This is a genomic window from Streptomyces sp. NPDC127100 (assembly GCF_042724095.1).
Classification (GTDB): Bacteria; Actinomycetota; Actinomycetes; order Streptomycetales; family Streptomycetaceae; genus Streptomyces.
Map to the genome: position 1 here is coordinate 109198 of NZ_JBHXFL010000010.1, position 23273 is coordinate 132470.

The following is a 23273-nucleotide window of genomic DNA, read 5'->3' on the forward strand; positions in this document are numbered from 1 at the left end:
GTGTCAGGCCTTCGTGCCCGGCGCCTGGCCGCTCGCAGGGCCGAGCGCAGGCGCGCCGCCCGCCGCGGTGTGATGGTCGCGGCGGCGTCCGCCGTCGTCGCGGTCGGTACCGCGACCGGCATGCTCACCGCGTTCGGCGACGACGGACGGGGCGCGGACGAGGCACGGCCGCGGGTGACGCGGTCGCCGCTGCCGGACCCCCGGCCCGTCGCGCCGACCCGGTCCGCCCCGGCGACACCCTCGGCGTCCGCCTCGCCCTCTCCCGCCAGGACGCCGAGCGCCGGTCCCTCGCCGAAGCGGACCGAACGGACCGTGCCCCGAACCGCGGCGGCCTCCGCCCGGCTCTACCGGCATCCCGACTCCCAGGTCCTCGAGTGGGTGCGGGCCCATCCCGACGACCCGCGCCGGGACGTCATCCGGTCCCGCATCGCCGACCACCCGGCCGCCGTGTGGTTCGCCGACTACACGCCGGAGAACATCACCTCCCGGGTCCGGGCGGTCACCTCGGGCGGGGCCGCCCAGGGCCGGGTGCCGGTGGTCGTGCCGTACGTGATCCCGGACCGCGACTGCGGCGGCTACTCGGAGGGCGGGGCGCCGGACCTCGACGCCTACGACGACTGGATCGACCGGTTCGCCGCGGGGCTGGGCTCGGGCGAGGTCGTCGTCGTCCTGGAGCCCGACTCGGTGGCCCAGGCCGAGTGCCTGTCCGCCGCGGACCGTGCCGACCGCTTCGCCTCCCTGGCCCGGGCCGGCCGCGTACTGAAGGAGGCCGACCCGAAGGCGCGCGTCTACTTCGACGCGGGCCACTCCGGCTGGCACGCGCCCGCCAGGCAGGCGGGGTGGCTGAAGCAGGCCGGTGCCGCCTCGGCCGACTCCTCGGACGGCGTCTTCAGCAACGTCTCCAACTTCCACGCCACCGCCGACGAGGTCGCCCACGACCGCGCGGTCCTCGACGCCCTCGGCGGGCCGGCGGGCCTGGGCGCCGTCATCGACACGAGCCGCAACGGCAACGGAGCACCGCCCGACGGCGAGTGGTGCGACCCCGACGGCCGCAGGCTCGGCAGCCCGCCCACCCTGAGCACCGGCCTGGGGCGCATCGACGCCTACCTGTGGGTGAAACTGCCGGGGGAGTCGGACGGCTGCAAGGGGTCGCCGGGCACGTTCACCCCGTCGTACGCCTACGACTTGGCACGCTGAGAACCGCCGTCGTCCTTCTTCTCGTCGTACGACGACGTCCCCTCGTCCAGCAGCGGCTGCTGCGTCTTGAGGTGGGCCGGGGCGAAGGCGCGCAGCGCGTGGTAGCCGGTGATGACGACCAGGGTGCCGAGCGCGATGCCGCTGAGGGAGAAGGTGTCGGTGAACTTCATGCTGACGTTGCCGACGCCGATGATGATGCCCGCGGCGGCCGGCACCAGGTTCAGCGGATTGCGCAGGTCCACCCCGGAGTTGATCCAGATCTGCGCGCCGAGCAGGCCGATCATGCCGTAGAGGATGACCGTGATGCCGCCGAGCACGCCGCCGGGGATCGCGGCGACGACCGCGCCGAACTTCGGGCAGAGGCCGAACAGCAGGGCGAAGCCGGCGGCGGCCCAGTAGGCGGCCGTCGAGTAGACCCGGGTCGCGGCCATCACGCCGATGTTCTCGGAGTAGGTGGTGTTCGGCGGGCCGCCGACCGCGGTGGACAGCATCGAGCCGACGCCGTCCGCGGAGATCGCCGTGCCCAGCTTGTCGTCGAGGGAGTCGCCGGTCATCTCGCCGACCGCCTTGACGTGGCCGGCGTTCTCCGCGATCAGCGCGATGACGACGGGCAGGGCGACCAGGATCGCCGACCACTCGAAGCTCGGGCCGTGGAAGGACGGCAGCCCGATCCAGTCGGCCCGGCCGACGGCGGAGAAGTCCAGCCGCCAGTGGTCGGTGACCTGGCCGCTGCCGTCCACCGAGTGGATCTTCCCGAAGATCTGGTCGAGGGCCCAGGACAGGGCGTAGCCGAAGACCAGTCCCAGGAAGATCGCGATCCGGGACCAGAAACCGCGCAGGCAGACCACGGCCAGGCCGGTGAACAGCATCGTCAGCAGGGCCGTCCACTGGTCCTGCGGCCAGTAGGTGGAGGCGGTGACGGGCGCCAGGTTGAAGCCGATCAGCATGACCACCGCGCCGGTGACGATCGGCGGCATGGCGGCGTGGATGATCCGCGCGCCGAACCGCTGCACCGCGAGGCCCACCAGGAACAGCGCGGCGCCGACGACGAGCACCGCGCCGGTCACCGTGGCACTCGTGCCGCCCTGCGCCCGGATCACGGCGGCGACGCCGACGAAGGAGAGCGAGCAGCCGAGGTAGCTGGGCACCCGGCCGCGGGTGGCGAGCAGGAAGATGACGGTCGCCACGCCCGACATCATGATCGCGAGGTTGGGGTCCAGGCCCATCAGGACGGGAGCCACGAAGGACGCCCCGAACATGGCCACCACGTGCTGGGCGCCGAGCCCGGCCGTGCGGGGCCACGAGAGCCGTTCGTCCGGGCGGACCACCGCTCCGGGGGCGGGTACCTTCCCGTCCCCGTGGAGCTTCCAGCGCACGCCGAGGTCCATGGTGAGGTTTCGCTTTCTCTGTACGTGAGGACTGTCCGCACCATTGTCGGGGGTAGCGAGGTGTCCCTCGTCCCGCGCCCCCTGCTGACCAGCGCCTTCCCCCCGGCCGATAAGGCTGAGCGTCCGCTTAGGATGAACGGGACCGTTGTCCGTGAGCCAGTCGAGCACCACTAGGAGCCCCGCCCGTGACCGCCGAAGCCCCCGCCGCCCCCGCCCTGTCCCACGGCAGGCTCGTCCCCGTCACCGTCCACTTCGACGACCTGGACGCTCTCGGCCTGCTGCACAACGCCCGCTATCCCGTGATGGTCGAGCGGGCGTGGTCCGAGCTGTGGGCCGGGCACGGTTTCCGCTTCGAGGGCGACTGGGCGGCGGCCGGCGACGCCTGCAACGCGGTCAAGGAGCTGACGGTCAGCTACGAGGCGCCGGTCACCCGGCCGGGCGCGTACGCCGTCCACCTCTGGCTGGAGCGGCTCGGCACGACCGGGCTGACCTACGGCTTCCGCTTCTGCTCGGCTGACGGTGCCACCACGTACGCCCGCGGCACCCGGGTGCTGGTCCGGCTGGACTCGCAGACGCTGCGCCCGGCGCCGTGGAGCGAGGCCTTCAGGACTGCCGGTCGGGCACTGCTGCGCTCGGCGGACTGATCTTCGGCCGGTTGCGGTCGCCGGCGCGCAGGACCCTCGCGAACACCACCAGGCAGCAGGCCAGCACGGTCACCAGACCGAACGACACCACCAGGCTGGTCGCCTGCGCCAGGCCGCCGATCGCGCTCGGCGCCACCAGCCCCGAGGTGTACGTGATGGTCGCGACGCCCGCGATGGCCAGGCTGGGGTTGGAACCGGCACGGCCGGCGGCGGCGAAGCACAGCGGGACGACCACGGCGATGCCGAGGCCCATCAGCGCGAAGCCGCTCATCGCCACCGCCGGATGGCCGCCGACGACGACGAGCACGCCTCCGAGCGCGGCCAGCACTCCGCTCACCCGGACCGTGCGCACCGCGCCGAAGCGGTCCACCACCCTGTCCCCGGCCAGCCGGGCCACGGCCATGGTCAGCGTGAAGCCCGTCGTGCACGCCGCCGCGAGACCGGCCGACGTCTCCAGCTGGTCCCGCAGGTAGACCGCCGACCAGTCCAGGCTCGCGCCCTCCGCGAACACGGCGCAGAACCCGACCGCGCCGATCAGCACCGCCGACCTGGGCGGCAGCGCGAACCGTGGCGGCGGGTCCTCGTCCTCGGCGGGCTGGAGGTCCAGCACCCAGGTGCAGGCCGTCACGCCCAGCACGGTCAGCACCGCCGCGGCGAGCACGTGGTGCAGCCGCGCGTCCGCGCCCAGGTGGGCGGCGATCGTGCCGGCCGCCGAACCGGTCAGGGCACCCGCGCTCCACATGCCGTGCAGCCCGGACATGATCGACTTGTTGAGGCGGTTCTCCACCTCGACGCCGAGCGCGTTCATCGCCACGTCCGACATGCCCGCCGAGGCGCCGTAGACGAACAGGGCGAGGCACAGGGTGAGCAGGTTCGGGGCCAGGGAGGGCAGGACCAGGGCCAGCGTCCACAGGGCGAGCAGGCCGCGCAGTGCGGTACGGGCGCCGAAGCGGTGGCTGACGCTGCCGGCCAGCGGCATGGCGACGGAGGCGCCGAGCGCGGGGAACGCCAGCGCCAGCCCCAGCTGCCCCGCGCTCACCCCGGCGTGGTCCTGGATCCACGGCACCCGGGTCGCGAACGAGCCGGTGACCGCGCCGTGCACGGCGAACACGGCCGCCACGGCGTACCGGGCACGCCTCACCTCACTGTGCGCGTGGACCACTGCGCTCATTCCGGGCTCCTCCGTCGATTCCGCGACTGCTCCGTCGCGCCGCGTAAACTATCAGGAACCCTGCCTGATAGATAGTGAGTTCTCGGCGCCACCCCACGCCCGTCGATCTGGAAGGATCCCGGCATGCCCGCATCCCCGAGCACCGCCCGGGCCATCAACGACCGGCTCGCCCTGCGTCTGCTCCAGCAGGAGGGCGCGTTGACGGCCACCCAGCTGAAGCAGCTGACCGGCCTCTCCCGCCCCACCGTGGCCGACCTCGTCGAACGCCTCACCGCCTCCGGTCTGATCGAGGTGACCGGGGAGTCGGGGGAGCAGCGCCGCGGGCCGAACGCCAAGCTGTACGGCATCGTCGCCGGCCGCGCCCACCTGGCCGCCCTCGACGTGCGCACCGAGAGCGTCTCCGTCCTCGTGTCGGACCTGCTGGGCCGGGTCCTCGCCGAGGCGTCGGTACCGATCGGCGACGGCACCGGTACGGGCCCCGCGGTGGAACAGGCGGTCACCCTGGTCGAGCGCACGGTGAAGGAGGCGGGGGCCGACCGGCTGCACACCGTCTGCGTCGGCGCCCCCGGCCTGATCGACCCGGCCAGCGGTGAACTGCACGACTCGACCGGCCTGCCCGAGTGGCACCGCCGGCTGGTGGCCGCGCTGCGGGAACGGCTGCCCGGGGCGCGGGTGGGCGTCGAGAACGAGACCAACCTCGCCGCCCTGGCCGAGCAGCGCGACGGGGCGGCCCGCGACCGGGACACGTTCGTGCTGCTCTGGCTCGGCCTGGGCGTCGGCGGCGCGGTCGTCCTCGACGGCGTCCTGCGGCGCGGCGTCTCCGGCGGCGCGGGCGAGCTGGGCTTCCTGCCGGTGCCGGGTACGTCGGGCGTGCCGTCGGCCACCGATTGCGGCGGCGGTTTCCACTCCGTGACCGGGGCGGCGGCGGTGGTGGCCCTGGCGGCGCGGCACGGTGTGACGGCGGAGCCCGCCGCGGGCGAGCCGCATGCGGCGGCGCTGGTGCGGGCGGCGGTGCGCGGAGCCGGAGCCGCCCCGTCGGCCGAAGCGTTCCTCGACGCCCTCGCCGCCCGGATCGCGCTCGGCGCCGCCGCCGTCGTCTCCGTCCTCGACCCCGGCTGTGTCGTGCTGGCCGGGGAGGTCGGCCGGGCGGGCGGCGACCCGCTCGCCGCCCGTGTGCAGGACCGCCTGGCCGGGATGTCGCCGCTCGCCACCGAGGTGCGCGCGGGCACGCTGGGCGGCGGCGCGGTGCTGCGCGGGGCACTGCTGACCGCCCGGGAGAGTGCCCAGGACGCCCTGTTCGGACCGCAGGAGCGGTAGGCCCCGTCGTCCGGACATGCCGACCGCCCGGGCGGTGGGTCCCGCCGTCCGGACCGTCCCGGCTTCGGCCGCGCCGAGCGGTGAACCACAAGTCGCTGCACGCCCATTGACTGTGACGGGGTCTCTGCTTAGCGTCACCGGCAACGCTCTGAAACCTTTCAGCCACAGCTTTGGCCTGCGCGCGTGCACGGATCCGTGACCGGTCCACCCCACGAGGAGACCGGTCACCTCGCCTTTCCTTCACGCCGTCGACACAAGTCAGCCACCGCGAGCTGCGGGGCGGCACGGTGCGGGGCCGGCGGTTGACAGGCCGCGTTCGTACGTTTCATTCCACCTCTGCGAAAGAAGCACATGTACAGGCCCATGCCACGGCGCACCCCACTGCTACTGGCCACGATCTGCTCCCTCAGCCTGTTCGCCACCGCGTGCGGCGACTCGTCGGCCTCCGGCGCCTCCGGCACCTCGGGCGCCGCGAACGCCGTGAAGGGCGACGCCTCGCCCAACGCCCCCACGCGCAAGGGGCTCACCGTCGCCTTCCTGCCCAAGCAGGTCGGCACGCCGTACTTCAAGGTGGCGGACGAGGGCGGCAGGCGGGCGGTCACGGAGCTCGGCTCGACCTTCGAGGAGACCGGGCCGGAGCGGGGGGCCGACACGGCCGGCCAGGTGTCGTACATCAACGCCGCCACGCAGGACGAGGTGGACGCCATGGCCGTCTCCGCGCTCGACCCGGAGGCCCTGTGCACCGCCCTGAAGAAGGCCCTGGACGCGGGCCTCAAGGTCGTCACGTACGACTCGGACACCAGACCGGAGTGCCGCAACGCCTTCGTCTCCCCCGCCGGCGCCGAGGACATCGCCGTCTCGCAGCTCGAACTGCTCGGCAAACAGATCGGCTACAAGGGCGAGTTCGCCATCCTCTCCGCCGCGCGGACGGCGACGAACCAGAACGCCTGGATCGCCAGCATCAAGAAGGCCCTGTCGGACCCCCGGTACAAGGACATGGAGCTCGTCGACATCGCGTACGGCGACGACGACGCGCAGAAGTCCTACGAGCAGGCGCAGGCGCTCCTCGAGTCGCATCCAAGGCTCGCGGGGATCATCTCGCCCACCACCAACGGCATCAAGGCGGCCGCCGAGTACCTGTCCCGGTCGGAGTTCAAGGGCACCGTGCGATTGACCGGCCTCGGCGCCCCCAACGACATGCGCTCCTACGTCAAGGACGGCACGGTCGAGGCGTTCCTTCTGTGGGACCCGGCCAGGCTCGGCGAACTGGCGGGGCACGCGGCGGTCGCCCTCGCCTCCGGCCAGATAACCGGCAGGGAGGGGCAGATGTTCCTGGCCGGCGACATGGGCTGGTTCGAGGTGGGCGAGGACGGCGTCATCACGCTCGGCGAGCCGACGCAGTTCAACGCGAAGAACATCGACGACTACGACTTCTGAGGCTCACCCCGCCGGGCCGGCCCGGCGGGGCCGCTGGAACACGGCTTCGCGGGTACGCAGAGTACGGCGAGGAGTGCGGCGGTCAGGTAGGCGAGCGCGCCGATGGCCATGCAGGCGCGCAGCCCGGTGCCGTAGTCCGTGGCCGTGGCCAGCAGGCTGCCGCCGAGTGCCACGCCGGCGGCGCTGCCGATCTGGCGGGCGGTGTTGAACAGCGCGGAGGCGGCCCCCGAGTAGGCCGGGGGAGCGGCGCCCATCACCGTGGTGGTCGAGCCGGTGAGGGCGAAGGAGGTGCCGAACCCGGCGGCCGCCAGCGGGGCGACCAGCAGGGGATAGGCGGGTTCGGTCCCCGCCGCCGCCCAGCCGGCCAGTCCCAGCGCCGCCAGCAGCATGCCGGAGACCACCAGGGGCCGATCGCCGGTGCGGGGGGTCAGCCGCCCGGACAGCGCGGAGGCGAACGTCGTCATCGCCACCGCCGGCAACAGTGCCAGGCCGGTGGCGAGGGCACTGAATCCGCGCTGATGCTGGAAGCTCAGGCTGGCGGTGAACACCATGCCGTAGAAGGCGAAGTTGAACAGCAGGCCGATGGCGGCGCCGCCGCTCATCGCACGGGAGCGCAGCAGGCTCGGGGGAAGAGCGGGAGACCGGGCCAGCCGCTCGCGCACCGCGAACGCCACGGCAGCCAGTACGGCCAGGCCCAGCCCGGCGAGGACGGCCGGATCGGACCAGCCGCGCCGTCCGGCCTCGTTGAGCGCCCCGATCAGCAGCACCACCGCGGCCACGACCGCGCACTGCGCCGGCCGGTCCAGTGCCCGGTCGGGGCGCCGGGGTGAGCGCGCGACATGCCGCAGCGTCAGCGCCAGGCAGGCCGCGCCGACGGGCAGGTTGACGAGGAACACCCAGCGCCAGCCCACCGTGGAGACGAGCAGTCCGCCCAGCAGCGGCCCGGCCGACGCCGCGACGCCCGCCATCGAGCCCCACAGCCCGAAGGCCCGCGAGCGGGCGGCCCGCGCCGGGTAGGCCTGCTGGAGCAGGGCCAGCGAACCCGGCACGATCAGCGCCGCCCCCAGCCCTTCCACCAGTCGGGCCGCGATCAGGAAGGGAGCCGTCGGCGCCAGCGCGCAGGCGGCCGAGGACACGGTGAACACGGCCACGCCCAGGCAGAAGACGCGCCGGTTCCCCAGCCGGTCGCCCAGCGCGCCGCCGGTCAGCAGGAACCCGGCGAAGACCAGGGTGTACCCGTCGGTGATCCACTGGATGCCGGTGAGCGAGGCCGACAGCTCCCGGCCGATCACCGGCACGGCGACGTTGATGACGGTCACGTCGAGGATCACCATGAAGTACCCGGCACAGACCGCCAGCAGCGGTGCCCACGAGCGTCGCCCGGGCGCCGGAGCCGGCCCGGGAGAGGGCTCGGGCTCCTGGCCGCCGGCCGACTCCGCGAACGCCACAGCCCGACTCCGTCCCGTCCGCAGGCCCTTGCCGGAACCGACGATAAGGGACATACCGCGTTCCGGTCTTCGGAGCCACGCCCCTCTTCCGTGCGCCCCGCATGGAGCCCGCGGCGCCGGTCACCGGCTCCGGTCAGCCGCGGCGTCCCGCTCCGGGCACGCCCCCGAAGCGTGCCGTCAGATACTCCTCGAAGGTGCCCTTGCCCAGCGCCCGCTCCGGAGTCAGATGGCCGCCCGAACGGAAGGCGCGGTAGGCCCGCCCGGCGAGCGGCACGTTCACCACGGCCCGTCGCCGCCCCGTCGCGGCCAGATAGGCGCGGGCGAGCGACTCGAAGCTCCGCACCTCGGGCCCGCCCAGGTCCGGGACCCGGCCGGCGGGCTCGCCGGCCGCCAGCTCGGCGAGCCGGTCCGCGACCTCCCGCACCTCGATCGGCTGGTCATCGACCTTCGCCGGCAGCAGCATGACCGGGGGCTTGGCCAGCCCCTGGAACAGCCGCACCACCAGGTCGTGGAACTGCGTCGTCCGCAGCACCGTCCAGCCGAGCCCGGACTCCTCGACGAGGTGCTCGACGTCCGCCTTGGCGCGGTAGTAGCCGAACGGCACCCGGTCGACGCCGACGATCGAGATGTAGACCAGGTGCCCCACCCCGGCCCGCCGGGCGGCCTCCAGCAGGTTCACGGCCGCCCGCTCGTCACCGCCGGTCTGCGTGGTCGCGCAGTGCACGACCGTCTCCACGCCGTCGAGTGCCGCGTCCAGGCCGGCGCCGCCCTTGCGCAGGTCGACGGCGTACGGCTGGGAGTGCCGGCTGAGCACCCGCACCTCGTGCCCGTCCGCGCGCAGCCGCTCGGTGACGTACCGGCCGAGTGTTCCGGTGCCGCCGGTCACCAGGATCGTGGTCATGCTGTTCAGTCCCTTCGGACGGGTGGTGCTCCCGGGCGGAGCACCCTGTCGCCAGCTTGGACGGATGGGCACCCCGGAAATGTGACACCGGGCGGCACCGGCGTCCGTGGTCGCGCGATTGGGTGGCCCGGCGGCGGGCAAGGGCCGTCGTCACCGCCGCCGGGCCGGTCCTGAGGGGGCGGTTCCGCTGCACGGAAGCTTCACGGAAGCTGCGCAGACCCTAAAGAGGACTAGACCAGTAGGTCAATAGGTATGGACCAATCTCAAGCGGGTGCGACGACGCGGGAGTTGGCCGTGCTCGCGGACGGGCACGGTCCGGCGGGGCAGACCGCCGACGCGCTCTGTGAGCCACCCCACACCCTCCGTCCGGATGAGTGCGGGCCGTCCGTGGCACACTGGCCCTGTACCAGAAGCAGCGCACTCCGGGGTCGGTGAAAGTCCGAACCGGCGGTTACAGTCCGCGACCCGGTCGCCTCCAGCGACCGGTTGACCAGGTGAAATTCCTGGACCGACGGTTAAAGTCCGGATGGGAGGCAGTGCGCGGCGGGCGAGCACACGTGCGCGCCGCCGGCCTCTGGGACCGCCCGTTCCGGGTGGCTCCCGTCCGGCGTCGCCTCCACGGTCCTCGTTCGTCCTTTCTGTCGTTCTCGACAGCCCCGGAGTCCGTGCCCGAAGAGGCAGGGAGGACCCGGGAAGTGTTCACCGGAATCGTCGAAGAGCTGGGCGAGATCACCGCCGTCGAGACCCTCGACGACGCCTGTCGCTTCCGCCTGCGCGGCCCCGTCGTCACCGACGGCGCACGGCACGGCGACTCCATCGCCGTCAACGGCGTCTGCCTCACCGTCGTCGACCACGAGGGCGACGAGTTCACCGCCGACGTGATGGCCGAGACCCTCGACCGCTCCAGCCTCGGCGCCCTCGCCGTCGGCTCCCGCGTCAACCTGGAGCGCCCCTCCGCCGTGGGCGCCCGGCTCGGCGGCCACATCGTGCAGGGCCACGTCGACGGCACCGGCGAGATCGTCGAGCGCACGCCCTCCGAGCACTGGGAGATCGTGAAGATCTCCCTGCCCGCCGGCCTCGCGCGCTACGTCGTGGAGAAGGGCTCCATCACCGTCGACGGCATCAGCCTCACCGTCGTCGACGCCGGCCCCGACTTCTTCACCGTCAGCCTCATTCCCACCACCCTCGCCCTGACCACGCTCGGCCTCAAGCAGCCCGGCGACCCGGTCAACCTCGAGGTGGACGTCATCGCCAAGTACGTCGAGCGGCTGCTCGGCGCCCACGTCGAACAGGGAGACACCAAGTGAACTGGCTCAACTCCGAGGCGTTCACCCTCTTCGACCAGCACATCAAGTGGTCGGACATGATCGGCAACGTGATCGGCCTGCTCGGCCTCGCGCTCGGCTGGCGGCGCTCCATATGGACCTGGCCCGTGCAGTTCGTCTCCGGACTCGTCCTCTTCGCGGCCTTCGCCACCGCCCACCTCTCCGGCAGCGCCGGCAAGCAGATCGTCGTCATGGTCGTCGCCGCCTGGGGCTTCTGGCAGTGGAACCGCGGCCGGCAGCAGACCCAGGACGGCTCCATCGCCGTCCGCTTCGCCACCTGGCGCGAACGCGGCGCCCTGGCCGGCGCCGCCGCCCTCGGCACCCTCGCGGTCGGCGGCCTGTTCACCGCCTTCCCGGCCCTGTCCTGGGACCCCTGGCCGGACGCGTACATCTTCGTCGGCACCGTCGTCGCCATGTACGCCCAGGCCCGCGGCATGGTCGAGTTCTGGTTCGCCTGGCTGCTCGTCGACCTGGTCGGCGTCCCGCTGAACTTCGCCAACGGCTTCGCCTTCTCCGGCTTCGTCTACGTCCTGTACGGCGCGCTCGTCCTGTGGGGCCTGCGCGACTGGTGGCTGCGCTCCCGCAACGCGACGCGGCCCGTCCCGGAAGGAGCGCCCGCATGAGCGCGGCACCCATCCTCTACAGCCCCGACGGCCCCGAGGACCTCGCCCTCGACCCGGTCGAGCAGGCCGTCGCCGACATCGCGGCCGGCCGCCCGGTCGTCGTCGTGGACGACGAGAACCGCGAGAACGAGGGCGACCTCGTCGTCGCCGCCGAGAAGGCGACCGAGGAGATCGTCGCCTTCATGATGAGCGAGTGCCGCGGCCTGATCTGCGCCCCCATGGAGGGCGACGAACTCGACCGGCTCCGCCTCCCGCAGATGGTCGACGACAACACCGAGTCGATGAAGACGGCGTTCACCGTCTCCGTGGACGCCACCGCCGCCCACGGCGTGAGCACCGGCATCTCGGCCTCCGACCGCGCCACCACCCTCCAGCTCCTGGCGAGCGGCACCGCCCGGCCGGACGACCTCGTCCGGCCCGGCCACATCTTCCCGCTGCGCGCCCGCTCCGGCGGCGTGCTGGTCCGAGGCGGCCACACCGAGGCCGCCGTCGACCTCGCCCGTCTCGCGGGCCTGCGCCCGGCCGGCGCCATCGTCGAGATCGCCGGCGAGGACGGGCGCATGCTGCGGCTGCCCGAGCTGATCCCGTTCGCCCGCAAGCACGGCCTGACGATCATCTCCATCGAGGACCTGATCGCCTACCGCCGCAGCGCCGAGCCCACCGTCCGCCGCGAGGCCGAGGTCCACCTGCCGACCCGGCACGGCGACTTCACGGCGTACGGCTACCGCTCCACGGTCGACGGCGTCGAGCACGTCGCCCTCGTCCACGGCGACATCGGCGACGGCGAGGACGTCCTGGTGCGCATCCACTCCGAGTGCCTCACCGGCGACGTCTTCGGCTCCCAGCGCTGCGACTGCGGCCCCCAGCTGGACGCCTCCCTCGACCGCATCCAGGCCGAGGGCAGGGGAGTGGTGGTCTACCTCCGCGGCCACGAGGGACGCGGCATCGGCCTGATGTCCAAGCTGCGCGCCTACGAACTCCAGGAGCGCGGCCGGGACACCCTCGACGCCAACCTCGAACTCGGCCTGCCCGCCGACGCCCGCGACTACGGCGCCGGCGCCCGGATCCTCGCCGACCTCGGCGTGCGCGCCGTACGGCTGATGACCAACAACCCCGACAAGTCCGACGCCCTCGAACGGCACGGCATCGACGTCACCGGCCGCGAGCCGATGCCCGTCCAGGCCGGCGAGCACAACCTCCGCTACCTGCGCACCAAGCGGGACCGGATGGGACACGACCTGCCCTGGCTGGACACGACGCCCGTGTCCACCTGCGGCAACCAGTAAGCGCAGCACGCAAAGGATTCAAGGAGACACGTGAGCGGCAAGGGTGCACCGGAGCTGTCCGTACGCAACGTGGGCGACCTGCGGGTCGCCGTCATCGCGGCGCAGTGGCACGACAAGGTGATGGACGGACTGGTGGACGGCGCCCTGCGCGCCCTGCGCGAACTCGGGATCGACGAGCCGACCCTGCTCAGGGTCCCCGGCAGCTTCGAGCTCCCGGTCGTCGCCAAGGTCCTCGCCGGCCGCGGCTACGACGCGATCGTCGCCCTCGGCGTCGTCATCCGCGGCGGCACCCCCCACTTCGACTACGTGTGCCAGGGCGTGACCCAGGGCCTGGTCCAGGTGTCCGTCGACACCGGCGTGCCCGTCGGCTTCGGCGTGCTCACCTGCGACACCGAGGAGCAGGCCCTGGACCGGGCCGGCATCGAGGGCTCCAGCGAGGACAAGGGCCACGAGGCGGTGACCGCGGCCGTCGCCACGGCGGCCACGCTCCGCTCGGTATCCGAACCGTGGCGCTAGGCCCCTCGGCACTACGCGTAAAGTGGGCGCCACCATGTCCAAGAAGACTTTCGAGGAGCTCTTCACCGAGCTCCAGCACAAGGCCGCGAACGGCGACCCCGCCACCTCCCGCACCGCCGAACTGGTGGACAAGGGGGTCCATGCCATCGGCAAGAAGGTCGTCGAGGAGGCCGCCGAGGTCTGGATGGCCGCCGAGTACGAGGGCAAGGAGGCGGCGGCCGAGGAGATCTCCCAGCTGCTGTACCACGTCCAGGTGATGATGGTCGCCCGCGGTATCTCCCTGGACGACGTCTACGCCCATCTGTAAGCCAGCCCTCGCAGAGCCTTTCCCCACCCCCTCACACGAAGGAAGCCGACCTCATGCTGCGCATCGCCGTCCCCAACAAGGGTTCCCTGTCAGGCCCCGCGGGGGAGATGCTGCATGAGGCCGGCTACCAGCAGCGCCGTGAGTCCAAGGAACTGCGGATCGTCGACCCGGTGAACGAGGTGGAGTTCTTCTACCTCCGCCCCCGCGACATCGCGATCTACGTCTCCTCCGGCCGCCTCGACATCGGCATCACCGGCCGGGACCTGCTGGTCGACTCCGGCGCCCGGGCGGAGGAGATCCTCCCGCTCGGCTTCGCCCGCTCCACCTTCCGCTTCGCCGCCAAGCCGGGCACCGCGAACGGCATCGAGGACCTCAAGGGCAGGACGGTCGCCACCTCGTACGAGGGCATCGTCGCGGGCCACCTCGCCGAGCACGGCGTCGACGCCTCCGTCGTCCACCTCGACGGCGCCGTCGAGACCGCCATCGAGCTGGGCGTCGCCGAGGTCATCGCCGACGTCGTCGAGACCGGCACCTCCCTGCGCAACGCCGGCCTGGAGGTCTTCGGCGAGCCCATCATGAAGTCCGAGGCGGTCGTGATCCGCCGTACCGGAGCCGACACGGAGGAGCCCAAGGTCCAGCAGTTCCTGCGGCGCCTCCAGGGCGTCCTGGTGGCCCGGACGTACGTGATGATGGACTACGACTGCCGCGTCGAGCAGCTGGAGAAGGCCGTCGCCCTCACCCCCGGCCTGGAGTCCCCGACCGTCTCCCCGCTGCACAACGAGGGCTGGGTCGCCGTTCGCGCGATGGTGCCCTCCAAGGAGGCCCAGCGGATCATGGACGACCTGTACGACATCGGTGCCCGGGCCATCCTGACCACGGCCATCCACGCGTGCCGTCTGTGACCCCCCGCCCCGTCGTTCCTCCAGCATGATGCGGAGCACACACACCATGTCGGACGCACCGTCGGGCGCCGGACCGGACCTGCCCGCCCTGCCCGTCACCTTCCGGCCGGGCCGCACCCGAGCCGTCCTCCTCGGTCTGGCCGCGGCCACCGTCGTGACCGTCTCGGCGGTCGGCATGCTGCTCGACGGACTGGGCCCGGGGGAGCGCCTCAGCTTCGTGCTGACGGCCCTCTTCCTGGCCGGCGTCCTGCTGATGCTGTCCCGGCCCAAGGTCGTCGCCGACGAGTCGGGCGTCACCGTCGTCAACCTGACGAACCGGCGGCAACTGGAATGGGCGGAGATCCTCCGGGTCAACCTCCGGGCCGGCGACCCGTGGGTGTTCCTCGACCTCAGCGACGGCACGAGCCTGCCCGCGCTCGGCATCCAGCCGGGCATCGCCAAGGAGCGCGCCATCGCCGACGCCCGTGCCCTGCGGGCCCTGGTGGAGGCCCGCTCCGCCGCCGGCCCCGAGGCACCGCGCGGCTGACCGCGCACGTCCCCGGGACGCCACCCGAGCGGCCCCGGGGACCGGCTCGGCGGCGTCCACCCTGCCGCACGCACCCTTTTCGTGATTAATCTGGGAACGGAGACGCGGTCGTCGCGCCTCCGCCCCTGTCGCTCCGCCCGGTGCGCGGGGGTTCCTGCTACCCGAGGAGTGACTCCCTCCGGCGATGGACGGATCGTCCTGCAGTACCTGCGCCGCCCCCTGCCGACATAGCGCGGACCGTGCCCACGAGGCACGCGTCCCTGCGGAGGCGGCGGCATCATGACCACCCCCCTGCTGCTCCTGGCAGCCGCGTTCCTGCTGATCCTGGCCAACGGCTTCTTCGTCGCGGCCGAGTTCGGCCTCGTGACGGTCGAACGGCCGGACGCCGAGCAGGCCGCCGCCGACGGCGACCGGCGTGCCCGCCGGGTCGTCGAGTCCCTCAAGGAGCTGTCCTTCCAGCTCTCCGGCACCCAGCTCGGCATCACCATCACCTCCCTGGTCGTCGGCATGCTCGCCGAACCGGCCCTCGCCCGGCTGCTCGACGGCCCGTTCACCGCGATCGGCGTCCCCGACGGCGCCGTGTCCGGCGTGTCGGTGATCGTCGGCATGCTGCTGGCCTCGGCCGTGCAGATGGTGATCGGTGAGCTCGTGCCCAAGAACTGGGCGGTGTCCAAGCCGCTCCAGGTCGCGCGCTTCGTCGCCGGCCCGCAGCACGCCTTCGCCCGGCTCTTCCGACCCGTGATCTCCGCGCTGAACACCGTCGCCAACCGGCTCGTGCGCATGCTCGGCATCGAGCCGGCCGAGGAACTGGCCTCCGCCCGTACCCCCGGCGAACTGGTCTCCCTGGCCCGGCACTCAGCGCGGGCCGGCGCCCTGGAACAGGACACCGCGGAACTCTTCGTCCGCACCCTGTCCCTGGGCGAACTGACCGCACAGCACGTCATGACCCCGCGCGTGAAGGTCAGCGCCCTGCAGTCCTCGGCGACCGCCGAGGACGTCGTCAACCTGACCCGGGCCACCGGCCTGTCCCGCTTCCCCGTCTACCGGGAGAAGATCGACGAGATCGTCGGCATGGTCCACCTCAAGGACGCCCTCGCGGTCCCCGCGCACGAGCGGCTGCGCACCCCCGCCGGCCGCATCGCCCGCCCGGCCCTGCTCGTCCCCGAGACCCTGCCCGTACGGCCGCTGCTCACCCGCCTGCGCAGCGAGCAGCCCATCGCGGTCGTCGTCGACGAGTACGGCGGCACCGCCGGCGTCGTCACCCTGGAGGACATCGTCGAGGAGATCGTCGGCGAGGTCCGCGACGAGCACGACGGACTGGACGTGCCCGAACTCGCCCCCGCCCCGCCCGAGGAAGGCCGCCCCGCCTGGGACGTCGACGGCAGCTGCCGCGTCGACGCCCTGCGGCGCATCGGCCTGGAGCCGCCCGAGGGGCCGTACGAGACGGTGGCCGGCCTGGTCGCCGACCTGCTCGGCCGCATCCCCGCCGTCGGGGACCGCGCGGAACTGCCCGGCTGGCGCCTGTCGGTACGGCAGGTCGGCCACTACCGCGCCGAGCGGATACGGCTGGTGCGGACGGCACCGGCGTCGCTGCTGGAGGCCGCCCGATGAGCGTCCTGCAACTCCTGTTCGCCGCGCTGCTCGTCCTCGCCAACGGCTTCTTCGTCGGCGCCGAGTTCGCCCTCGTCTCCGTGCGCCGCAGCCAGATCGAGCCGCTCGGCACCGCCCGGGCCCGGCAGGTGCTCTACGGGCTCGAGCGGCTGCCGCAGATGATGGCCGCCGCCCAGTTCGGCATCACCGTCTGCTCGCTGACGCTCGGCGCGGTCGCCGAGCCCACCGTCGCCCACCTGCTGGAGCCGGTCTTCGAGTGGATGCACCTGCCGCACGGCATGATCCACCCGCTCGGCTACGTCATCGCGCTTGCCGCCGTGGTCTTCTGCCACCTCGTCATCGGCGAGATGGTCCCGAAGAACCTCGCGATGGCCGCCCCCGAGAAGGCCGCCCTGTGGCTGAGCCCCGGCCTGGTCGCCTTCGCCCGCCTCTGCAGGCCGATCACCGTCGCGCTCGGCGCCTGCGCCCAGGGCATCCTGCGGCTGTTCCACGTCGAGCCGAAGGACGAGGTCGAGGCCGTCTTCACCAGCGAGCAGCTCAACCGGCTGGTCGAGGACGCCGGGCAGGCCGGCCTGCTCGACCCGGAGGAGCAGGAGCGCCTGGAGGACGCCCTGGAACTGGGTTCCCGCCCGGTGACGGACGTGCTCCTCGGGCGCGAGTCCCTGGTGACGGTCAGCCCCGCGGTCACGCCGGGCGAGATCGTGGCGCTCACCGCCCGCACCGGGTACTCACGCTTCCCGGTCGCGGCGGACACGGGCGCGTTCATGGGATACCTGCACGTCAAGGACGTCCTCGACGTGGAGGACTCCGACCGTGCGGTGCCGCAGCACCTGTGGCGGCCGATGACCACCCTGCGCGCGGAACTGCCGCTCGACGACGCCCTCACCGTCATGCGCCGCGCCGCGACCCACCTGGCCCAGGTCGCCGACGCGTCCGGCAAGGTGCTGGGCCTGGTCGCGCTGGAGGACGTACTCGAACTCCTGGTCGGCGAGGTCCGCGACCCGGCCCACCGCGAGGCGACGGTGGCGGAACAGCGGACGAGCGGAGCACCGGAGGAGGCACTCGCCTAGCCGCGGCCCGCAGCCGTCACGGCTGCGGGCCGCGGTGCGGCCTAGACCGCCGGAGGGTCCTGCGGCCCCCGCCCCGACAGCACCTCCCCGTACGCCTGCATGAGATCCGGCAACCGCAGCGTCGCCAGATCGTCCCGCGTCAGCACCCCGGGGTACCCGGACAACCGCAGATCCCGGTACGCACAGCTCTTCTCGTACAGCGTCCGCAGGAACCGCCCGTTCCCCAGCTCGTCGATCCATCCCTGGTCCACCACGTGCCCGGCGATCGACCGCAACTCGTCGAGCGCCTCCTCGTCCCACGCGTCCCCGTTCTCGGCGGCGAGCACCTCCCCGATGGAGGTCAGCTCCAGCGGCCGGTAGGAGGGGAAGTCCACACGGGTGGTGAACCGGGACGACAGCCCGGGGTTCGCCGCCAGCAGCCGGTCCATGCCCTCCGGGTAGCCGGCGAGTATCACCACCAGGTGGTCGCGGTTGTCCTCGGCCCGCTTCAGCAGCACCTGCAACGCCTCGTCCCCGTAGGCGTCGCCCTTGCCGTACCCCGAGTTGGACAGCGAGTAGGCCTCGTCGACGAACAGCACACCGCCGAGCGCGGAGTCGATCAGCTCGTTGGCCTTCACGGCCGTCTGCCCCAGGTACTCGCCGACCAGGTCGGCCCGCTGCGCCTCGACCAGGTGGTCGCCGCCCAGCAGTCCGAGGGCGTAGAAGACGCGCCCCAGGATGCGGGCCACGGTGGTCTTGCCGGTGCCCGAGGGACCGGAGAAGACGAAGTGACGTTTGGGCGGCTGGACGGGCAGGCCCTGCCCGGCCCGCAGCCGCGCCATGTTCAGTTGTGCGGACAGCGCCTTGACCTGCCGCTTCACCGGCTCGAGACCCACCATGCGCTCCAGCTCGGCGAGCGTCTCCTCCAGCAGGGCGGGGTCCGTGGGCCCGGTGGGAAGGAAAGGGTCCGCCAGGCCGTCCCTCCTGCGCACCGGCGGGCCGGTCGGCGAGGGCAGCGCGCCGGCCGGCGGCGGTACCGGTTCGGAGAGCTTCAGATCGCGCTCCGCGGTGCCGAAGAGCGGATCGAGCCCGTCGGCACCGTCCGCGCCGTCGGGTCCGGCACCGGCCGGGGCGAGTCCCGCGAGGTCGGCCGGTTCGTCGTAGCCGTCGCTCTCGGCGATGGCCGCCAGCCGGGCCGAGGTGTCCATGAAGGCCGGGTCGGCGCGGTGCACGGCACGGTACAGGGGCAGCGCCGCGGCGCTGCGGCCCGTACCCTCGTGGGCCCGCGCCAGCCAGTAGCGCAGCTCCTTGCGCTGCGGCTGCTCGCTGCGGCACCGCATGAGCGCGGCCGACAGCAGCGGCTCGGCCTGCCCGTACATCTCCAGCCGTACCCGGGCCATCCCGCTGAACAGGCCCGCCTCGATGCCCAGCAGCGGGTCGCCGAGCAGCGGATCGGTGTGCCGCACGAGCTGTTCCCAGTCCTTGACCAGGTAGGCGCGGCAGGCGTGCAGGAAGCGGACCTGGGCGTCGGTGTCCACCGGCGGCAGCCCGGCGAGTGCCTGGTCCAGCTCCGGGACGTGGCGGCCGTCCAGCCAGTGCGAGGCGTGCGCGAGCAGCAGGTCGCGAGGGCTCTCCAGCACGGGCTGAACCCACCAGCCCAGCCAGTACCAGGAGTTGAGAGTACGGCGGTGCCGGGCGCGCTGTTCGCCGAAGCGGTCCCGGTGCCGGAACATCCGCAGCAGCGCGTTCGTGGTGTCGACGCGCAGCGCGTGCAGGCCGAGCCAGCCGTCGGCCATCGCGGGATCGATGCGCACCGCGGTGCGGAACTCCTCCTCCGCCTGCGGATAAGCCCCCATGGTGTAGGCGTCCACGCCGCGCAGCCAGGCGAGGTCGGCCGGGGCCTGCGGGCCCTGCGTGCCGAAGTCCATCACGTCCCCCACGAACCGTGCCCCCGTCGGTATGCCACCGGACCGTCGCCCGCCGGTCCTCCGGCCCAACCGCTGTACGGGCGACCGGAGTTGCCAGGTGCGCGCAGCCGCCGTCCGTAGGCCGCACACCGAGGGCATCGTACCCGCGGCGGTCTTCCCTCCGAAGGGTGCCGGGACAGGCCGTTGCCCGAGGTGGGAGCGTGCGGAACGCAGGCTGGACAGTGACCGAGAGTGATCGGAGAGCGTCGTGGAGCACCCGGAAAAGGGGTTCGGGGCAGAACGAAGCCCCCGGTCACGGGGGAACAACCGGGGGCTTCGCGTCTTCGGGCGGTTCCGTATGACCGCACAGTGAGAACGTAAGACCTGTACGGCCCTTGGGTCAAGCACAGTTGGGGCACTCCGCCGCGTCGCGGGAGAATGACCTTCACAAGTTCAACACATTGCGGAGAGTTCGTCACTCAGCGTGAGAAAGTGTGCCCGGGGCAGCGGGTCCGCAGGGCCCCGGAAGCACCTCGTACCCCTCTTCCCTCTGACGCACCAGCAGGCGCGCGAAGGGGCGCGAGGGGTCATCGGCGAAGTGTCGGCGCTCCGCCGGGATCCACCCGTCCCAGAACGTCCGCTGTTCCGCCCCGTCGCGCGCCCGTCCGCGGGCCCACGCCTCCTCGCGCGGCAGTTCCATCCACAGCAGCAGGGCCAGGTGCGGGCGCAGGTCGCGGCGGCCCGCGCCGACCCCCTCGACCAGGACCACCGGCGCGGGCGGCAGCGCGCGCGGCGCGGTGAAGCACCGAGCCCGCCAGTCGTAGGGCGCGTAGTGCGCCGTGTCGCCGTGCCGCAGGGGCTCGATCACCTGACGCAGCAGGCGTCCGGTCCAGTCGAACAGTTCCTCGTGGCTGGCCAGGTCGTCGAGGTGCAGCACGGGGGCGCCGCCCAGCGAATCGGCCAGCCGCCCGGCGAACGTGGACTTCCCCGACCCGGCGTGCCCGTCCACGCCGACGAGGCGCACGGGCCCGCAGGAGGGGGGCAGCCGGCGGATCCGGGAGGCGAGGTCGTGGATGGCGGGTCCTGGGCGGGCGGAGGGGCGGACGGGCGTTCGTCCAGCACTCTAGCGGCGCCCGCGGGCCCTCCGGCCCCGGCTCCGTGCCACTGGTCGACACCAATGTTCATGGCGTGGCGTGCGCGGAAGTGCTGGCAGGAGCGGCGGCCTGCGGCCATAGTTGGCGCACATCCGTGCAACGGACCCGCCCCGACGCGCACACCTGGGGGACTTTCACCCATGAGCAGAGCCGAACAGCCCTCCCGCAGAACGGTCCTGGCCGCCGCGGTCGCCGCCGCGGTGGCCGGCGGCGCGATCCCGGCCACCGCCGAGGCCGCGCCGTCCGCCGGCACCGCCGCGGACCCCGACCGCGCCTCCCGTCCGGTCGACTACCACGCCTGGACCACCTTCCAGGACTGGCGGCACGGTGCCGCGCAGGGCACCCGGCCCGTCGCGGGCGCCCGGCCCGGCGTCGTCATCGGCGTCCCGGCCGGCACCGCCGACTACACCGACCCGCACACCGGCACCACCGCCGCCTGGGAGTACGCCACCTGGACCTCGCCCGTCCACCGGCTCGCCGTGCCCGCGACGGAGGTCATCGCCTCCTGGAACGCCCGCACCCCGAGCGGCACCTGGCTCCAGGTCGAGCTCAGGGGCACCTACTCGGACGGCACGGACACGCCCTGGTACGTGATGGGCCGCTGGGCCGCCGGCGACCAGGACATCCGGCGGACCTCGGTGGACGACCAGAGCGACGGCAGAAGCAGCATCTGGACGGACACCTTCTCGATCGACGACGCCTCCACCGGCCTGCGCCTGGTCTCCTACCGGCTCAGGCTCACCCTCCACCGCCGCCCCGGCACGCGGGCCACCCCGACCGTCTGGCGGCTCGGCGCCATGGGCTCCGACATCCCCGACCGCTTCACCGTCCCGGCCTCCGCTCCCGGCCTCGCCCGGGAACTGCGCGTCCCGCGCTACTCCCAGGAGATCCACAAGGGCCAGTACCCGGAGTACGACAACGGCGGCGAGGCCTGGTGCAGCCCCACCTCCTCGCAGATGATCGTCGAGTACTGGGGCGGCCGGCTCACCGATGAGCAGCTCGCCTGGGTCGACCCGTCCTACCCCGACCCGCAGGTCTGCCACGCGGCCCGGCACACGTACGACTTCCAGTACGCGGGATGCGGCAACTGGCCCTTCAACGCCGCCTACGCGGCCACCTTCAAGGACCTCCAGGGCGTGGTCACCCGCCTCGGCTCCCTCACCGACCTGGAGACGCTGATCGCGGCCGGCATCCCGGCCATAACGTCCCAGTCCTTCCTGGAGGAGGAGCTGACCGGTTCCGGGTACGGCACCTCGGGCCACCTGATGACCGTGATCGGCTTCACCGCCGACGGCGACGTGATCGCCAACGACCCCGCCTCGGACGACAACGAGGCGGTGCGCCGTGTCTACAAGCGGCGCGAGTGGGAGAACATCTGGCTGAGGACCAAGCGGTACAACGCCAGTGGCAAGGTCGTCTCCGGCACCGGCGGCGTCTGCTACCTGTACTTCCCGGCCCGTCCGAGCCCCCGCCAGCGCGCGGCGCTCGCGGCGGTGGGCGTGCGCTGACCCCTCGCCGCCAAAACGGCCCCCGGTACGCACGACCGCCGGGGGCCGTCCGCTGTGACCAAGGTCTCCGCCTCGAGAGCCGCCGACGATGGCATGGTGGACAGCGTCAGTGGGGGAACCCGACGACCGTCCGAGATCAGCGAGAAGCCATGAGCGCATACACCGCCACCGCCGCCCGTGCCCGAACCGGCGGCCCCAAGGACGACGGCCCGAAGCTCTTCGAGCACATCATGGGCTGGACCCTCGTCGTGGTGGTCGCGATGCTCGTGGTCCGGCTCGGCCTGCTGTGACCTGACCCGCGTGTGACCTGCCCCACGACCCGACCTGCCATACTGCGGACGTCCCGCCGCCCGTAGGAGACCAGGGTCGAAATTGAATATCAGTCAACAACGTGCCGACGCCCGTCCCGGGGTGCGCGGCACGGACCGCTCGCTGGCCCGCCGCGCCGAACTCATCGCCATCGGGCGGAGGTTGTTCGCCGACACGTCGTACGACGCGCTCTCGATGGACGACATCGCCCGCCATGCCAACGTTGCCAAGGGGCTGATCTACTACTACTTCCGGTCCAAGCGGGGGTACTACCTGGCGATCATCCAGGACTCCGTCGCCGGTCTGGTCACCACCGCGGCGGGCGGCACCGAACTGCCGCCGGTGGACCGTGTCCACCGCACGATCGACGGCTACCTGCGCTACGCCGAGCACCACCAGGCCGCGTACCGGGCGATCGTCACCGGCGGCGTCGGCTTCGACGCCGAGGTGCACGCCATTCGCGACGGAGTGCGCGAGGCGATCGTGGAGACCATCGCCGAGGGGGCGTACGGCCGCACCGACATCGGCCCGCTGGCCCGCATGGGCCTGCTCTCCTGGGTGTGCAGCGTCGAGGGCGCCACCCTCAGCTGGATCGACCGTCCCGGGCTGTCCCGCGAGACCATGCGCGACCTCCTGGTGAAGACGCTCGGCGGCGCCCTGCGCGCCGTCGAGGAACTGGACCCGGCCTGGCCGGCCCCGGCCCCCGCCCGCCGCGACGCGTGACGCGTGACGCGGGGGCGGAGGCCC

22 protein-coding genes and 1 riboswitch are annotated in these 23273 nt (G+C 72.8%); of the genes, 16 read left to right on the forward strand and 6 right to left on the reverse strand.

Features of this window, described 5'->3' with window-relative positions; translation table 11 throughout:
• Positions 1 to 72 precede the first annotated feature (72 nt).
• A complete protein-coding gene (locus tag ACFWJB_RS13295) occupies positions 73 to 1197 on the forward strand; it encodes a glycoside hydrolase family 6 protein (protein WP_385457884.1) in 1125 nt (374 codons plus the stop codon).
• Here the strand turns inward: ACFWJB_RS13295 and ACFWJB_RS13300 are convergent.
• Positions 1179 to 2585: a uracil-xanthine permease family protein gene (locus tag ACFWJB_RS13300; protein WP_386922191.1), complete on the reverse strand. Its 1407-nt coding sequence runs from the start codon at positions 2583 to 2585 to the stop codon at positions 1179 to 1181. The genes ACFWJB_RS13295 and ACFWJB_RS13300 overlap by 19 nt on opposite strands.
• 185 nt (positions 2586 to 2770) lie before the next feature.
• Between ACFWJB_RS13300 and ACFWJB_RS13305 the strand changes: the two genes are divergently transcribed.
• Positions 2771 to 3229, forward strand: coding sequence for an acyl-CoA thioesterase (locus ACFWJB_RS13305; protein WP_385457824.1), 459 nt, complete (start codon positions 2771 to 2773; stop codon positions 3227 to 3229).
• On the opposite strand, the gene ACFWJB_RS13310 is transcribed toward ACFWJB_RS13305, so the two are convergent.
• Positions 3189 to 4400, reverse strand: coding sequence for an MFS transporter (locus tag ACFWJB_RS13310; RefSeq protein ID WP_385457823.1), 1212 nt, complete (start codon positions 4398 to 4400; stop codon positions 3189 to 3191). The two genes, ACFWJB_RS13305 and ACFWJB_RS13310, sit on opposite strands and share 41 nt — an antisense overlap.
• A gap of 123 nt (positions 4401 to 4523) precedes the next feature.
• On the opposite strand from ACFWJB_RS13310, the gene ACFWJB_RS13315 reads away from it, so the two are divergent.
• Together ACFWJB_RS13315 and rhaS are read left to right on the forward strand one after the other, a co-directional pair.
• Positions 4524 to 5717 (forward strand): ROK family transcriptional regulator, encoded by a 1194-nt coding sequence (locus ACFWJB_RS13315; RefSeq protein WP_386922194.1) that lies wholly within the window; start codon positions 4524 to 4526, stop codon positions 5715 to 5717.
• A gap of 351 nt (positions 5718 to 6068) precedes the next feature.
• Entirely contained in the window at positions 6069 to 7154 is a 1086-nt protein-coding gene (gene rhaS, locus ACFWJB_RS13320; RefSeq protein ID WP_385457819.1) for a rhamnose ABC transporter substrate-binding protein, read from the forward strand.
• On the opposite strand, the gene ACFWJB_RS13325 is transcribed toward rhaS, so the two are convergent.
• Complete coding sequence (locus tag ACFWJB_RS13325; RefSeq protein ID WP_386922196.1) at positions 7142 to 8602, reverse strand: MFS transporter; 1461 nt, start codon at positions 8600 to 8602, stop codon at positions 7142 to 7144. The two genes, rhaS and ACFWJB_RS13325, sit on opposite strands and share 13 nt — an antisense overlap.
• Before the next feature lie 133 nt (positions 8603 to 8735).
• Positions 8736 to 9503 (reverse strand): SDR family oxidoreductase, encoded by a 768-nt coding sequence (locus ACFWJB_RS13330; RefSeq protein WP_386922198.1) that lies wholly within the window; start codon positions 9501 to 9503, stop codon positions 8736 to 8738.
• Between the two features lie 413 nt (positions 9504 to 9916).
• Positions 9917 to 10047: riboswitch (FMN riboswitch) on the forward strand.
• Between the two features lie 151 nt (positions 10048 to 10198).
• On the opposite strand from ACFWJB_RS13330, the gene ACFWJB_RS13335 reads away from it, so the two are divergent.
• The 9 genes from ACFWJB_RS13335 to ACFWJB_RS13375 all read left to right on the forward strand — a co-directional run bounded on the left by ACFWJB_RS13335 (position 10199) and on the right by ACFWJB_RS13375 (position 17669).
• On the forward strand, positions 10199 to 10810 hold the full coding sequence (locus ACFWJB_RS13335; protein ID WP_386922200.1) for a riboflavin synthase: 612 nt from the start codon (positions 10199 to 10201) through the stop codon (positions 10808 to 10810).
• Positions 10807 to 11451 carry a nicotinamide riboside transporter PnuC gene (locus ACFWJB_RS13340; protein ID WP_385457812.1) on the forward strand — a complete coding sequence of 215 codons (645 nt, stop codon included), beginning with the start codon at positions 10807 to 10809 and terminating at the stop codon, positions 11449 to 11451. Before ACFWJB_RS13335 ends, ACFWJB_RS13340 begins: the two co-directional genes overlap by 4 nt.
• A complete protein-coding gene (locus ACFWJB_RS13345; RefSeq protein WP_385457810.1) occupies positions 11448 to 12737 on the forward strand; it encodes a bifunctional 3,4-dihydroxy-2-butanone-4-phosphate synthase/GTP cyclohydrolase II in 1290 nt (429 codons plus the stop codon). The genes ACFWJB_RS13340 and ACFWJB_RS13345 overlap by 4 nt, the downstream gene beginning before the upstream one ends.
• 30 nt (positions 12738 to 12767) lie before the next feature.
• The gene (ribH, locus tag ACFWJB_RS13350) at positions 12768 to 13253 is read left to right on the forward strand and encodes a 6,7-dimethyl-8-ribityllumazine synthase (RefSeq protein WP_385457808.1); all 486 of its coding nucleotides are present in this window, start codon (positions 12768 to 12770) and stop codon (positions 13251 to 13253) included.
• A 34-nt stretch (positions 13254 to 13287) separates the two neighbouring features.
• Entirely contained in the window at positions 13288 to 13560 is a 273-nt protein-coding gene (locus ACFWJB_RS13355) for a phosphoribosyl-ATP diphosphatase (protein WP_030951748.1), read from the forward strand.
• A 53-nt stretch (positions 13561 to 13613) separates the two neighbouring features.
• On the forward strand, positions 13614 to 14462 hold the full coding sequence (hisG, locus tag ACFWJB_RS13360; RefSeq protein ID WP_385457806.1) for an ATP phosphoribosyltransferase: 849 nt from the start codon (positions 13614 to 13616) through the stop codon (positions 14460 to 14462).
• Between the two features lie 46 nt (positions 14463 to 14508).
• Positions 14509 to 14988, forward strand: a complete 480-nt coding sequence (locus ACFWJB_RS13365) for a PH domain-containing protein (RefSeq protein WP_386922203.1) — start codon at positions 14509 to 14511, stop codon at positions 14986 to 14988.
• Between the two features lie 279 nt (positions 14989 to 15267).
• Positions 15268 to 16599 (forward strand): hemolysin family protein, encoded by a 1332-nt coding sequence (locus tag ACFWJB_RS13370; protein WP_385457803.1) that lies wholly within the window; start codon positions 15268 to 15270, stop codon positions 16597 to 16599.
• Entirely contained in the window at positions 16596 to 17669 is a 1074-nt protein-coding gene (locus ACFWJB_RS13375; protein ID WP_385457801.1) for a hemolysin family protein, read from the forward strand. Before ACFWJB_RS13370 ends, ACFWJB_RS13375 begins: the two co-directional genes overlap by 4 nt.
• 41 nt (positions 17670 to 17710) lie before the next feature.
• Here the strand turns inward: ACFWJB_RS13375 and ACFWJB_RS13380 are convergent, their stop codons facing one another.
• Complete coding sequence (locus ACFWJB_RS13380) at positions 17711 to 19576, reverse strand: AAA family ATPase (protein ID WP_385457799.1); 1866 nt, start codon at positions 19574 to 19576, stop codon at positions 17711 to 17713.
• Positions 19577 to 20030: 454 nt separating this feature from the next.
• Positions 20031 to 20579: a uridine kinase gene (locus ACFWJB_RS13385; protein WP_385457797.1), complete on the reverse strand. Its 549-nt coding sequence runs from the start codon at positions 20577 to 20579 to the stop codon at positions 20031 to 20033.
• 270 nt (positions 20580 to 20849) lie between these two features.
• On the opposite strand from ACFWJB_RS13385, the gene ACFWJB_RS13390 reads away from it, so the two are divergent.
• The 3 genes from ACFWJB_RS13390 to ACFWJB_RS13400 all read left to right on the forward strand — a co-directional run bounded on the left by ACFWJB_RS13390 (position 20850) and on the right by ACFWJB_RS13400 (position 23249).
• Positions 20850 to 22217 carry a peptidase C39 family protein gene (locus ACFWJB_RS13390; protein WP_386922206.1) on the forward strand — a complete coding sequence of 456 codons (1368 nt, stop codon included), beginning with the start codon at positions 20850 to 20852 and terminating at the stop codon, positions 22215 to 22217.
• Positions 22218 to 22366: 149 nt separating this feature from the next.
• Positions 22367 to 22507 (forward strand): SCO1431 family membrane protein, encoded by a 141-nt coding sequence (locus tag ACFWJB_RS13395; protein ID WP_386922208.1) that lies wholly within the window; start codon positions 22367 to 22369, stop codon positions 22505 to 22507.
• 82 nt (positions 22508 to 22589) lie between these two features.
• A complete protein-coding gene (locus ACFWJB_RS13400; protein WP_385457791.1) occupies positions 22590 to 23249 on the forward strand; it encodes a TetR/AcrR family transcriptional regulator in 660 nt (219 codons plus the stop codon).
• Positions 23250 to 23273: the final 24 nt, after the last annotated feature.